General features: G+C 37.7%; 14 protein-coding genes and 1 other RNA gene. 4 read left to right on the top strand and 11 right to left on the bottom strand.

The window, feature by feature from the left end; genetic code table 11:
• Window positions 1-154: 154 nt before the first annotated feature.
• Window positions 155-433 carry a co-chaperone GroES gene (gene groES, locus ACEW8U_RS16000; protein WP_373523057.1) on the bottom strand — a complete coding sequence of 93 codons (279 nt, stop codon included), beginning with the start codon at window positions 431-433 and terminating at the stop codon, window positions 155-157.
• A gap of 217 nt (window positions 434-650) precedes the next feature.
• Between groES and ACEW8U_RS15995 the strand changes: the two genes are divergently transcribed.
• Window positions 651-1,358: a hypothetical protein gene (locus ACEW8U_RS15995; RefSeq protein ID WP_373523056.1), complete on the top strand. Its 708-nt coding sequence runs from the start codon at window positions 651-653 to the stop codon at window positions 1,356-1,358.
• A 31-nt stretch (window positions 1,359-1,389) separates the two neighbouring features.
• Here ACEW8U_RS15995 and secG read toward each other — a convergent pair whose 3' ends face one another.
• The 10 genes from secG to ffs all read right to left on the bottom strand — a co-directional run bounded on the left by secG (window position 1,390) and on the right by ffs (window position 9,631).
• Window positions 1,390-1,758 (bottom strand): preprotein translocase subunit SecG, encoded by a 369-nt coding sequence (gene secG / locus ACEW8U_RS15990; protein ID WP_373523055.1) that lies wholly within the window; start codon window positions 1,756-1,758, stop codon window positions 1,390-1,392.
• Window positions 1,759-1,768: 10 nt separating this feature from the next.
• Window positions 1,769-2,587: a hypothetical protein gene (locus tag ACEW8U_RS15985; protein ID WP_373523054.1), complete on the bottom strand. Its 819-nt coding sequence runs from the start codon at window positions 2,585-2,587 to the stop codon at window positions 1,769-1,771.
• Window positions 2,588-2,623: 36 nt separating this feature from the next.
• Complete coding sequence (lptE, locus tag ACEW8U_RS15980) at window positions 2,624-3,166, bottom strand: LPS assembly lipoprotein LptE (RefSeq protein WP_373523053.1); 543 nt, start codon at window positions 3,164-3,166, stop codon at window positions 2,624-2,626.
• Window positions 3,153-4,442 carry a sigma-54 interaction domain-containing protein gene (locus ACEW8U_RS15975; RefSeq protein ID WP_373523052.1) on the bottom strand — a complete coding sequence of 430 codons (1,290 nt, stop codon included), beginning with the start codon at window positions 4,440-4,442 and terminating at the stop codon, window positions 3,153-3,155. The genes lptE and ACEW8U_RS15975 overlap by 14 nt, the downstream gene beginning before the upstream one ends.
• 16 nt (window positions 4,443-4,458) lie before the next feature.
• Window positions 4,459-5,919: a tRNA (N6-isopentenyl adenosine(37)-C2)-methylthiotransferase MiaB gene (gene miaB, locus ACEW8U_RS15970; protein ID WP_373523051.1), complete on the bottom strand. Its 1,461-nt coding sequence runs from the start codon at window positions 5,917-5,919 to the stop codon at window positions 4,459-4,461.
• A gap of 259 nt (window positions 5,920-6,178) precedes the next feature.
• Window positions 6,179-7,594: a S41 family peptidase gene (locus tag ACEW8U_RS15965; protein ID WP_373523050.1), complete on the bottom strand. Its 1,416-nt coding sequence runs from the start codon at window positions 7,592-7,594 to the stop codon at window positions 6,179-6,181.
• Between the two features lie 91 nt (window positions 7,595-7,685).
• Complete coding sequence (locus tag ACEW8U_RS15960; protein WP_373523049.1) at window positions 7,686-8,396, bottom strand: cell division ATP-binding protein FtsE; 711 nt, start codon at window positions 8,394-8,396, stop codon at window positions 7,686-7,688.
• 1 nt (window position 8,397) lies between these two features.
• Entirely contained in the window at window positions 8,398-8,601 is a 204-nt protein-coding gene (locus ACEW8U_RS15955) for a fructose-6-phosphate aldolase (protein WP_373523058.1), read from the bottom strand.
• A 132-nt stretch (window positions 8,602-8,733) separates the two neighbouring features.
• Entirely contained in the window at window positions 8,734-9,393 is a 660-nt protein-coding gene (gene fsa, locus ACEW8U_RS15950; protein ID WP_373523048.1) for a fructose-6-phosphate aldolase, read from the bottom strand.
• Window positions 9,394-9,544: 151 nt separating this feature from the next.
• Window positions 9,545-9,631: signal recognition particle sRNA small type (gene ffs / locus ACEW8U_RS15945), an RNA gene on the bottom strand.
• Window positions 9,632-9,772: 141 nt separating this feature from the next.
• On the opposite strand from ffs, the gene ACEW8U_RS15940 reads away from it, so the two are divergent.
• The 3 genes from ACEW8U_RS15940 to ACEW8U_RS15930 form a co-directional block, all read left to right on the top strand.
• Window positions 9,773-10,078, top strand: a complete 306-nt coding sequence (locus tag ACEW8U_RS15940; protein WP_373523047.1) for a hypothetical protein — start codon at window positions 9,773-9,775, stop codon at window positions 10,076-10,078.
• A gap of 161 nt (window positions 10,079-10,239) precedes the next feature.
• Window positions 10,240-11,055 carry a polysaccharide biosynthesis/export family protein gene (locus ACEW8U_RS15935; RefSeq protein WP_373523046.1) on the top strand — a complete coding sequence of 272 codons (816 nt, stop codon included), beginning with the start codon at window positions 10,240-10,242 and terminating at the stop codon, window positions 11,053-11,055.
• Window position 11,056: 1 nt separating this feature from the next.
• Window positions 11,057-12,690 (top strand): GumC family protein (locus ACEW8U_RS15930; RefSeq protein WP_373523045.1); only part of this gene is annotated, 1,634 nt, incomplete at its 3' end.

Genomic DNA, 12,690 nt, shown 5'->3' with positions numbered 1-12,690 from the left:
ATGACATTTCTTCCTTTTGGTCCAAGGGTTACTTTTACTGCGTCAGCAAGAGCGTCAACGCCTTTTTTCAATCTGTCTCTTGCGATAGTGTCGAAAAACAGTTCTTTAGCCATTTTTTTGTTTTTTTAGGTTTTTGATTGTTTGAAATAGATGATTAAAGGATAGCGAAGATGTCAGATTCTCTCATGATAAGATAATCGTGACCTTCTACCGAAAGCTCGGTTCCGGAGTATTTGCCGTATAGGACGGTATCACCTACTTTTACAGTCAAGGGTTCATCCTTTTTGCCACCACCAACTGCGATAACAGTACCTTTTTGAGGTTTTTCTTTTGCAGTATCAGGAATAAAAAGACCTGATGCGGTTTTTTCTTCAGCTGCAGCAGGTTCTACCAGAACTCGGTCTGCTAGAGGTTTGATGTTCACGTTTGACATAATTATTAAATTTTTAAGGTTAGTTACAAAATCTATAAAGCCCTATTAACATTTCTTGTGCCAAAGGAATATTGCTGAATTTTGCTGACATATAGTCGGGCTGTTTCCGCTAATACTGACAATAAATATTTTTTTGGCTGGATATCTTCTGTCAATTTTTCGCTGACACTTTTAAATGATGTCAGATTTGCTTAAATTTTTTGCAAAGTTTGTTCATATGAAAATTCTATCTGAAAACTGGATTACCGAAGGCTGGATCGACTTCGAATACAAGAAGTATCTCCTGCTAGCTTATTTGAGTCATGTTGGGTCGCAATTTAAGGAAGTAAAGCTGTACCCTCCCTTGGCTGACCTTATTCAACATTACTCAAAACTTAAAAAATTTGAAGAAAACAAAGAACAGATCAAGGCATCATTTCCAAAACTCTTGGAAGGACCTAACTGGAATGCAATGAAAATGAATTTTAAGCCAATGATCGTGGATGATGAAATGATGAAACAATTGGAAGAAATTATCGCATTTTCCTTGCCGCAGATGAAAAATTATATCGAAGATGGCAAAAGTATCTATGACTTTCTTGAACAGGAAATGGAGATTGAACCAATTGGCATTTCGCCTCTTTACCAGAAAGAGGGTTATGCATTACTTTCATTTGACAATTCAAAAGATATTTACATTTACCGCTACAAGATAAATTTGTTTCAGAACAGCATTGATACTTTCAAAGGAATTATGATGCAGCTGATTCAGAAAGTCAGGAGGTCATTGGTCAATACTTTCGAACAAATCAAACTTGATTTGATAAAAACCTATTCGGAACTTCCCAACCCCGCAACTTACAGTATCATTTGTCAGCATCAGATTCCTCTTGAGGAGAGTTTTGTGCCAATCAGTAAAAGAATTTTGCTAAAAAAGGTGGAATAAAAAAGCCCGGTTAGACCGGGCTGAATAATTTTTATTGATCGTCCTCTTCGGGATCTTCCTCATTACTTCCTTCGGTTGTATCTATGGGAAGAAGGCTTTCTGAATCTCCAAATGAAGGGGTTAAAACCTGTTTTCTTGCACTTTCGATATTAGGAGAACTGATTTGGTCAGATTCTGATGTAGCGTAAAATGCTGATGAAGAAAGTGACAATACCAAGATGGCGATGGATAGTACCCAAGTTGCTTTTTCAAGGATGTTTCCTGTTTTGGTTACTCCCATAATCTGGGAAGCACCACCTCCGAAAGCTGCTCCAACACCGCCTTTGGAATCCTGGGCAAGGATAACTAAGACCAACAACACGGCCAATACTACGATAACGCTGATAAGAAAGGTAAACATTTTGATGATTTTATAAATCCAGTTCTTTGATTAAGTCCGTAAAGTAAGTGCTTTTATCTGGAAATTTCACCATTAATTTTTGATAAATTTCTTTGGCCTTTTGCTTTTTGCCCTGCTTCACCAATAATTTGGCGTATGATTCAGAAAGCAAAGTAGGATTGAGATGGGTGCTTTTTTCTGATAGATCATCTTGCTTTTGAAAATCTTCCATTTCTCTCAACGTAGCAAGTTTAAATTCTTTCTTGCTGAAGGCTTTGATGATGTCCAGTTGTTTTTTCTTTTTTTCATCAAGGATTTCCTTTTTCTCCTTCAATTTGATGGTTTCGAGTAACTCATCCTTACTTCTTCTTTTCGGTTTTTTGGGTACCTCTGTTTTTTCTTTGGGGATTTCAGGGAATTTCGCCTTTTTCTTATGAAGGTCTTCCCCCAGTTTTTTGAGTATATCTGCTCTTTCCTGCGGGTCGGCGTCTTTTGTCGGTTCAGGTATCAGTGATTTTTCAAAATCATCCAATTCAATTGATCGTAGACTATGAGGTTTGGATGATTCTAGGCTCTCAAGGTTTTCATCCAGTTTACTTTTTAAAAATCGAAAAGGTGTATCGGACTCAATGATAAGTTTGAGCCATGATCTATCAGGACTGGTAACGGCTGACCAATGTAAAAGCTCCTTTGAAACACCTTTTGTTCTTTCATATTCGAATTTCGCCAATACCACTTTTGGAATCTGAAAATAAGGGAAAGTTTCATGCCATTTGATGAGATGGGTGATATCATCTTTCTGAAGCTGACTGCCTTTTCTTAATATATCAATGAGTTGATGTGTGTTCACTGCGTTTATTTTGAATGGATTCCAATATAATCATTTTTACCAATTAGCGACTGTTGCTGTAAAGATGTCCTGCAGGATCTGATCAAATATCTCTTCGATCAGTTGACTTTCCACTTGCAGAATGGAGGTGGTCCTGGGATCATAATCCTTAAAAAATGAAAAGGATCTTTTAAGGCTGTATTCATCCTCAATGGTATTCTCGTAATCCACCTCAACTGATATGGTAAGGCGCATCTGACCTGCCCTGTCCGGTAAGTTGGGGTCTGGGCTGGAAACCGTAGCTTGAGGGGTAATGGCGTACCTATTTATAGAACCTGAAAATAGTAGGTGTCCACTGTTTCTGACCAATTCAAGTTGAGTGTTTCTCTGATAAAACTCTTTGAGGGATTCTGTAAAGAGCTGTTCCATATTTGCCGGTCCGCCCCCAGAATCATTGAAAAAATTTTCAACTGAGAAAGTCTGAATAAGATCATAATTGATATTGGTGCCTGTGAAGCTATAACTTATCGAGCAGGCATTCAAGATCAATCCCATAAGGGAAATGAAAACAGTTCTTACAAACCTCTTATTCAATATCATATTGTTTGATTTTTCTATATAACGTCCTTTCTGAGATTCCAAGGTCCCCGGCAGCATATTTTCTTTTGTTATTGTGTTTTCTAAGGGCTCTGATGATCATCTCTTTTTCCTTTTTTTCTAAAGAAAGTGAATTGTCATCTTCCTCATGGATAATGTCCTCAATGGACTCGTCATCATAATCATCAATATCCTCTTTGGCATGCTGCTGATGGTCCAATACAAGAGGGAGATTAGAAGACTGAGTGGAAGGTTTTGAATCTTCAAACGACTTTGTTGCATCAAGATCATCAAAAAGAGTTTGATGCTTGTTCATTATATTTGAACTCAGTCCTCCAGTTTGGTAAGTCTCCAAAACAAGTTTTTTCAGGTCATTCATATCCTTTTTCATATCAAAAAGGACTTTATACAGAATTTCTCTTTCTGAAAAATCACTGAACTCTTGGCTTCCGCCTGACTTTGCCAATAATGCCGGAAGCCTTACCTGCTCTTCCGGTAAATACCTTACAAGTGTGGCTCCATCAATTTCTCTCTCGTGTTCAAGTAAAGAAATCTGCTCGGCGATATTTTTGAGTTGCCTGATATTGCCGGGAAAAGGGAATTTCATCAATGCTTTTTTGGCATCTTCATCTAAGGAGACCGGCTTGACTTTATATTTTTCTGAAAAATCAGTTGTGAATTTTCTGAACAGCAAAGCCACATCTTCACCCCTCTCTCTCAATGGAGGAACGTAAATTGGTACGGTATTTAACCTATAGTAAAGGTCTTCCCTGAAGTCTCCTTTTTCGACTGCCTTGATTAAATTGACGTTGGTGGCTGCAATGACACGAACATTGGTTTTTAATACTTTTGAAGAACCTACTTTAATGAATTCTCCATTTTCAAGCACTCTAAGTAGCCGGGCCTGAGTTCCCAAAGGCATTTCTCCGATTTCATCAAGGAAGATTGATCCACCGTCCGTGACTTCAAAATAACCTTTTCTTGCCTCATGTGCCCCAGTAAATGAGCCTTTTTCATGGCCAAACAGTTCGGAGTCAATCGTTCCTTCAGGGATGGCACCACAGTTGATCGCTATGAATTTCCCATGCTTTCTCAAACTGAGGGAATGAATGATTTTTGAAAAGGATTCTTTTCCACTTCCACTTTCCCCTGTAATCAACACTGTCATCTCTGTAGGTGCTGCTTGCATAGCTACTTGAATGGCATGGTTCAAAAGGGGGCTGTTGCCGATTATAGCAAATCTTTGCTTTATACTTTGAATTTCCTGTGCTGTGATCATTGTTGTAATGGGATTTTCAAGAAACTACTTCTCCAAATAATGTTGCTGCAGAGCAGTCAGTGATTTTTACCTTTACATAATCACCTTTTTGAAATTTATTATTGGGAATAATGACAACTTTATTGGCGGAATTCCTGCCTTTCAGCTGTTCCTCGGACCTTTTGGATTTTCCTTCTATCAGAATTTCCTGAATTTTACCTACATCTAATTTATTTCTTTCCAACGAAATGGCACTTTGTTTTTCGATGATTTCGGCCAACCTTCTTTTTTTGATATCTAGTGGAATATCATCTTCATATTTTTTAGCTGCCAAAGTTCCCGGGCGTTCAGAATAAAAGAACATATAGGAAAAGTCGTATTGCACGATATCCATCAATGAAAGCGTGTTTCGGTGTTCTTCCTCAGTCTCGGTGCAGAATCCGGTAATCATATCTGAAGAAATCCCGCATTCTTCACCTAGGATTTCCCTGATTTTGGATATTCTACCTAAGTACCACTCCCTGTCATAGGTCCTGTTCATCATTTCCAAAACCCTTGAGTTGCCACTTTGCACAGGGAGGTGGATGTATTTACAGATATTGTCATACCTTTTAATCGTATACAGCACTTCATCGGTGATATCTTTCGGATGGGAAGTGGAGAATCTCACTCTCAATTTCGGGCTTACTTTTGCCACCATTTCCAGCAGGTGGGCAAAATTGATAAGGGAAGAAACTTGCTCTTCTTTTTTATTAAGCCTGGCTTTGTTGTTTTCTTCCGGGGACCATTTGTAACTGTCCACATTTTGGCCTAAAAGCGTGACTTCTTTATAACCTTTTTCAAAAAGATCTTTGGCCTCCTCAACTATGGAAAATGGATCACGGCTTCTTTCCCTCCCTCTAGTAAATGGTACCACACAGAAAGAGCACATGTTATCACATCCCCTCATAATGGAAATAAATGCACTTACTCCATTGGAGTTAAGCCGAATGGGTGAAATATCAGCATAAGTCTCTTCCCTGGAAAGAAAAGTATTTACTCCCTTATGCCCATCTTCAGCAGATGAAACCAAGTTTGGAAGATCCCTGTATGCATCCGGCCCTACTACCAAGTCTACAATTTTCTCTTCCTCCAGTAATTTCTCTTTCAATCGCTCAGCCATGCAGCCAAGCACTCCTATGGTCATTTCCGGTTTAGACTTTTTAAGCGTATTAAATTGGCTGAGTCTTTTTCGTACAGTCAGTTCGGCTTTTTCCCTGATGGAACAGGTATTTAAAAAGATCACATCTGCTTCCTCAAAATCAGAGGTAGTATCAAAACCGTTTTCCTTCATAATGGATGCGACTATTTCCGAATCCGAAAAATTCATTTGGCATCCATAGGATTCTATATATAGTTTTTTTGACTTTCCGGTATTCTCATCTCCGGTAGTTTTGAAATCACAGGCCTGCGCCTCTTCCGGAGCGATTAAATCAATATCTTTAATAATGTTTTCCATGCTACTCAAATCTTTGAAGATGCGAAATTAACAAAATACGGACAAAATGACAGGTAATGTTTGTGCATTTATTCAGAAGGAATAGAGAATAAAAAAGTCAAGGTTAAAAATCAGATTTCAACCTAGACTTTTATTTGGGGAATAGAAAAGTCTAATTTTGTAATATGCATTCTTGTAAGTAGGATTTTTTTTAAATTAGGAAAAAACGGAAGACAAAAGTAAATCTCTGATCTTCCGTCTTTTTTCTTCTGTTCAAGATCTATTTTAATTTAAGGACAGATTGGATGTCAGTCTCATTGTCAATGATTAATCCAAATCTAGACTTACTGTCAAGAGAACTGCCTACGTTGATTCTATCAATCAATTGAATTCGGGCATCTTCATCTGTGGGTGTAATTCCAAGAATCTTATTCAGTGTTGTTTTCAATAGATATTCATTGGTATCACCAAATGGAAGAAGCCATTTTTGAGTTATTTCTCTGGCCCCAATATTTGGAACGAATCCATTAGCAAAATCAGACTCGCCATTCTTATTGGCATCCCTGAAAACAATCGGTAAAATCCCATAATTATTATCAGGATTGTCTTCATCTTCCAATGGGATTGAACCCACGTTTTTTCCAACGGTAACATCTCCCACCATGAAAATATCCATATAAGGTTTCAATCCATTGACTATCAATTCGCTGGCAGATGCTGTTCTGTTAGAGGTAATTACATAAAGCCTATTATCTTTTAAAATTGGACCAAGATTTTGTGATTTGGTTCTAAACTTTCTGGAAACATTTTTAAAATCATCAAAACCTGATAAAAAGCTATTGTATTGCACTTTTGATAAAATATCATTTTCTCCAACACCGGGAGCGATTAAACTAGCTAGGTTGATTGCACTTGAAACAAATCCACCACTATTGTATCTGAAATCCAAAATGAGATGGTCAATTCCTCCTGACTTGAAATCCCCGAAAATCTGATCCATTTCATTGTCATAAGCATTGTTGGTGCCTGGAGCAAAAAAATGATAAACCACATACCCGATTTTTTCATTATTGAATGTGAAAACTGTATCCATGAAATTAGGGTTTTCGGATAATTCCAAAGTTGTCAGATTCATATGGTCGATGGCAACAAAACCATCTGCATTTGTGTCAAATCTAAATGGAGAAATAGAATGTGGTTCTGATCTTGATCTCAATAATTCTTGGTAATTATCCAAAGTCATCTTTGCCCCATTTATTCTGGTAATCATATCACCTCTTTTAAGTCCGGCTAGATCTGCGGGACTTCCCTTTTTGATGTAAGTCACAAAGGCTACGACATTATTGTTTTGGTTACTTTCTCTTGCTAGTAGAATTTCGTAGCCGGCTTCTTTGGATACTCCTTGGAGACTTTTGAGCAATTCCTGATAATCAGGATAAATAACCGAAAATCTATCCGTTGGTCTAAAAAGTAAAGACTCGAAATATTTTTCAGGCTCGGATGTGATGGCAATTGGCCTACGCATATCTTCCAACCAAAAATATGCCTGATCCATTACCTCCTTGATCCAAGTGTTGATCTTGGCATCCCCTTCCAGAGGTAAAACTTCTTCTTTGTCTTTGCAAGAAGAAAAACTTAATAGGAATAGTAAAGAGACTGATAAGAAGGAAAATAAGCTTTTTAAACTACGCTTCATGACCATGTGTTTTAATAAATTCTGTCAATTTTGACATGAAATATAAACGAAAAAACTATAAGTCTGTTTAAATCAAGATTGAAAAATAAAATCAATAGGAAGTGTTGATGGTAATGTCTGAAGTTTTGCTGTCAAGTAGCTGACCTTTTTCGCACTTGAGCACCCTGTATGGATATTTGCGGAGAAGATCATGGTTGTGGGTAGCCATTAGTATGGCGGTTCCCTCATTGTTTATTTCCTGAAAAAGTTTGAAAATTCCGTCAGCTACATCGGGGTCAAGGTTGCCTGTTGGTTCATCAGCCAATAAAATTGTAGGAGTATTGACCAATGCCCGTGCAATCACAACTCGCTGTTGTTCACCTCCAGAGAGTTGGTGCGGCATCTTAGTGGCAGCATCGCCCAAGCCGACTTTGAGCAAGACTTCTACCATCCTGTTTTTCATTTTGGAATTATCTTTCCAACCTGTAGCTTTCATGACGAAAAAAAGGTTTTCAGCAACTGTCCTGTCAGGAAAAAGCTGGAAATCCTGAAATACAATCCCCAATTTTCTTCTCAGGTAGGGAACTTCCTTTTTTTTGATCTTCTCCAATTGAAATCCTACAATCTCCCCATGTCCCATTTTGAAAGGAAGGTCAGCGTAAAGAGTTTTGAGAAGAGAGCTTTTTCCACTTCCTGTTCTACCAATTAAAAAAACAAATTCGTCTTTGTCAATGGTGAAGTTTACATCCTGTAGGACCGCTGTCAAACCTTGAAAAATAAAGGCATCCAAAACTTTGATAATGGGTTCTCCTCCGATCTGCATATTATAATTCTAACTTTTGAAGTTTTCCGAATGGCAATTCATTGATCAAAGCTTCCAAAGCTTCTTCTTTTCCTTCCAATCCAAATTTCTCTATATTTTTCATAGGCCTGTCAGCCCTGAAATAGGAGACTAGCACAAAATTCTCATCTCTGATTTGGATGTAGTCTGGTATTTTGGCTTTTCCTTTTACTTTGATGATGTACATGGGAAAAAGTTTTTTCAAGGTTAGTTAATTTCTAATTGTATTACATTAAAAATTACGTATTATTTACAAATACAACGAAGCAAGAGGTCAATGAAGTCTATCAGTGATCTCTTGCTTCTGATTGATTATAATTTATTTGCCTGCTGCTTTGGCATGATCTGCAAGAAATTGTGCCAAACCTGAGTCTGTCAATGGATGTTTTAAAAGCCCTGTGATAACTTTCAATGGGCAGGTCACTACATCGGCCCCAACTTCTGCGCATTTGATCAAATGCATGGAATGTCTAACAGATGCAGCCAAAACTTGAGTGGCGAAGCCATAATTTGCATAAATATTAACGATTTGTTCAATAAGGTCTATACCATCAAATGAGATATCATCCAACCTTCCGACAAATGGAGAAACGAATGAGGCACCGGCTTTTGCAGCCAAAATTGCCTGTCCTGCAGAAAATATCAAGGTACAGTTGGTTCTTATCCCTTCATTGTGAAAATATTTGATGGCCTTTATGCCATCTTTGATCATGGGGATTTTCACCACAATCTTATTGTCGATTTTGGCAAGTTCCTTACCTTCCCTGATCATACCTTCATAATCTGTCGCAATTACTTCAGCGCTGACATTATCATCAACGATATCGCAGATTGCTTTGTAATGCGCCTTGACATTGGCTTCTCCGCTGATGCCTTCTTTGGCCATCAAGGAGGGATTGGTAGTTACACCATCTAAAACACCAAGGTCATAAGCTTCTTTGATTTCATTGAGGTTTGCTGTGTCGATAAAGAATTTCATTGTTTAGGATTTATGGTTTAAGATGTTGACAAAGTTAAATGAATAAAGGGGAATAGGAAGGTTAAAGAATTGTAAAATTACAAAATTTGAGAATTAAATAATTTTGAAAACAAAACCGAAATTCTATTGAATAGATATGGAAGGAGTAAAAAAAGAAGCGGCATCGCACCGCTACGACCGCCTACCCTTGCTTCCTTCCGGACCTGGGGGATTTAGCAGGAGCTGGTCGTGCCGCTAGGCAGCAAAGGTATATCAAAAATCATCCTTTGCAAACCTTACAGCCCAAATGCATGAAAAAATTATATAATAATCTCAATGTCAGATAAAAATACCTTGGCAACGTTTTTGTACATATTTTACTGAAAAATAAAATAATATTATGAAAAAATCACTCATATTAATCTCAACACTCTTTTTATTGGGTTCGTGCGCATTATTTGGACCTATTCCAGAGTTTACTAAAGGGATGTCCGAAAGGAAATTTCTGAGGCAAAATAAAGAAGCGGTCCTAAGTGGAATAAATGGTGATATCATCACATATAGGGTGAATAGGGGAGATAAATTTTACGTTCTTGCCACATTTGAAAACAACAAATTGATTTCACTTGAAGAAAGAGAAGCTTTTCCGGCATGGATGGATAATAGACCTGTCGATGGTGATGGTTCAAGAATATATCTTGAATAGTAAATTTGAGTTGGTCACTTCAAAAATCCGGTCTATTGAAATTCCAGGTTATTTTTAAAAGTAATTGTCAAAATCAACAAGGCGAAGAGTGCTTGTCAATAATAAAAATATTTCGCTAAGTTTACAAAGTTCAGGTAACATCATTAGCCCAATATTATGCCATGAGGAAATTCATTTCCTATCTGTGTCTCGCTGTAATACCCATTATCGGCCTCTCCTGTATCTCCAATAAAAAGGTTATTTACTATCAAAATCTTGAAGGAAACAAAGCTATTTCGGATGGGGAATTGATCAGCTATGAATTACCTGAATACCGGCTTCAGTTCAATGATATCATTGATATTCAGATACAAACGGTAGAGGATATTTTGGAAAAAGGGTTTTCCTCTAAAATCCAAAGTGAAAATAACAATGCCATTTTCGGTCAAATAGCCCAATCGGGAGGTGATGTTTACTACATGACCGGTTACACTGTCGATAAAAGCGGTTTTATAAGAATGCCCCTATTAGGGGAATTCAAAGTCAATGATCTTACTTTAGATGAGGTGCGTATATTGGTAGAGGAAAAAATTGGAGCTTATGTTACCTCTGAAATTTTCGTTAGGGTAAAATTGGGCGGAATCAGGTTTTCATCATTAGGTGAATTTAGAAGACCTGGTAAGTATGTAGTCCTTCAGGATAGGTTGACCATATTCGAAGCTATTGCCCAAGCCGGAGACCTAACTGCTGTTGCAAAAAGAAATGAGATATTATTGGTCAGACAGTACCCGGAAGGAACAAGGTTGCATAGGATCAATCTCAATGACCGACAGATTGTACAGACGCCATTTTATTTTATTCAACCCAATGACCAAATCTACGCAGAACCCATGAGGGCCAGGCAAATCGGGGCAGGAGATAGTTCAGCACAATCTGTAGCATTGATCATTTCTTCAATCACCGCAGTTGCTTTGATCTTAAGCATTATTTTAAGGTAATATGGATTCAAATAAACCTTTTCCTCTTTTTACAGACCCTTTCTTACCTCCCCATGAGGATGATGTCGAACTAAAAGTGGTTTTGTTCAATTACCTGAAATATTGGCCTTTTATTTTATTGAGTGCACTCATCTGTCTTTTTGGAGCTTTTTTATTCAATAAATATGCAACTCCGGTTTACAAGGTGGAGTCCTCAGTGATTGTTGCCGATGAGCCACAGGCATTAGGAGCTGATTTATTTGATGCAGTCGGTCTATTACCTATCAAAACCAATGTGGAAAATGAAATAGGTATCCTAAAGTCCTTTTCATTGGCAGAAGAGGCAATCTCAGCATTAGGACTTGATGTGTTTTATTTCTCAGAGGATTTTTTTATCAGTATGCAAATCTATTCCAATCCCCCAATTTATGTCGATGTGGACTGGAACCACTTTCAAGCTGTTTCAGGTAAAATCAGCATTGAGGTATTGGATAATGAGCAGTTTGTCATTGATTGGGAAGAAAGTGAATATGATGTATTCAATCCCTCTGATCCTTTTTACAAGACGCTGAGAGCAGATCTTCCTGACATTAAAGATTCCTATATCTTTGGGGAGACAGTTGAATATGAAATTTTGAAGATTAAAGTTGAGAATAAAACAGCAAAGAAAGGAGATAAGTTATTGATTCAATTGATGGATACACCAACTTTATCTCTTTTCCTCAGGGAAAATATAAGTGTGTCCCCTATCAATAAGCAGGCTTCTATTTTGAATATCTCATTTGAAACTCCCGTCAGAAAAATGGGAGAGGAATACCTCAATATGTTGATGGAGGTTTATCTCCAAAGAGAATTGAAGGAAAAAAACAGGGCAGCGGAAAACACTATCCTGTTTATAGAAGACCAATTGAGCGGGATTTCCGATTCATTGGCATTTTTTGAGGGAAACCTGGAAAGATATAGATCTGAAAACAGGACATTTAACCTCAGTCAGGAAGGTACCCAGATTTTCAGCCGGTTGCAGGAACTTGAAAAGGACAGATCCCTGGCTGAGATCAATCTGAAATATTTTCAGAGTTTGCAGAATTACATCAACAATGACAATGTTCAGGACCTAATGGCTCCATCCATATCGGGTAGTACAGATCCATTGCTCCAGAATCTGGTAGTAACATTGAGTGAATTGCAAGCGGAGAAGTCGCGGTTATCCTTTAATTTTTCGGATCAGGCCCCGGCAATGAGAGAGGTCAACAACCAAATCAGGAATACCAAAAAAGCATTACAGGAAAATGTCACTTCTTTTATTCAGAACACCAATACTTTTCTCACTGAAATCAATTCTCAGATCAGAAAAGTGGAAAGAGAAATCAATGTGTTGCCTGAAACAGAAAGAAGATTGTTGGGAATACAGAGGAAATTTACCGTCAATGAAAACATCTATTTGTACCTGCTCCAAAAAAGAGCCGAATCAGAAATTACAAGGGCTTCCAATATGCCCAAAAACGCTATTTTGGATTTTGCCAGGGCAGGGCAAAAACCTGTATTTCCAAAAAAAGTCATTAACCTGATCATCGGTTTTTCTATTGGGCTGTTTTTTTCAATTGGATATATTACCATCAGGGATTTTTTGAACACCAAGATTGAAGATCCTAAGGA

Source organism: Aquiflexum sp. (assembly GCF_041751335.1).
Taxonomy (GTDB): Bacteria; Bacteroidota; Bacteroidia; order Cytophagales; family Cyclobacteriaceae; genus Aquiflexum.
Note: the sequence above shows the minus strand (reverse complement) of the source record. Positions and strands in the feature narration are given on the sequence as shown.

What these genes read in the sequence shown, in the direction of transcription:
- groES (WP_373523057.1), bottom strand. Translation starts at nt 433, where the DNA reads ATGTCAAACGTGAACATCAAACCTCTAGCAGACCGAGTTCTGGTAGAA.
- ACEW8U_RS15995 (WP_373523056.1), top strand. Translation starts at nt 651, where the DNA reads ATGAAAATTCTATCTGAAAACTGGATTACCGAAGGCTGGATCGACTTC.
- secG (WP_373523055.1), bottom strand. Translation starts at nt 1,758, where the DNA reads ATGTTTACCTTTCTTATCAGCGTTATCGTAGTATTGGCCGTGTTGTTG.
- lptE (WP_373523053.1), bottom strand. Translation starts at nt 3,166, where the DNA reads ATGATATTGAATAAGAGGTTTGTAAGAACTGTTTTCATTTCCCTTATG.
- ACEW8U_RS15975 (WP_373523052.1), bottom strand. Translation starts at nt 4,442, where the DNA reads ATGATCACAGCACAGGAAATTCAAAGTATAAAGCAAAGATTTGCTATA.
- miaB (WP_373523051.1), bottom strand. Translation starts at nt 5,919, where the DNA reads ATGGAAAACATTATTAAAGATATTGATTTAATCGCTCCGGAAGAGGCG.
- ACEW8U_RS15965 (WP_373523050.1), bottom strand. Translation starts at nt 7,594, where the DNA reads ATGAAGCGTAGTTTAAAAAGCTTATTTTCCTTCTTATCAGTCTCTTTA.
- ACEW8U_RS15960 (WP_373523049.1), bottom strand. Translation starts at nt 8,396, where the DNA reads ATGCAGATCGGAGGAGAACCCATTATCAAAGTTTTGGATGCCTTTATT.
- ACEW8U_RS15955 (WP_373523058.1), bottom strand. Translation starts at nt 8,601, where the DNA reads ATGTACATCATCAAAGTAAAAGGAAAAGCCAAAATACCAGACTACATC.
- fsa (WP_373523048.1), bottom strand. Translation starts at nt 9,393, where the DNA reads ATGAAATTCTTTATCGACACAGCAAACCTCAATGAAATCAAAGAAGCT.
- ACEW8U_RS15940 (WP_373523047.1), top strand. Translation starts at nt 9,773, where the DNA reads ATGAAAAAATCACTCATATTAATCTCAACACTCTTTTTATTGGGTTCG.
- ACEW8U_RS15935 (WP_373523046.1), top strand. Translation starts at nt 10,240, where the DNA reads ATGAGGAAATTCATTTCCTATCTGTGTCTCGCTGTAATACCCATTATC.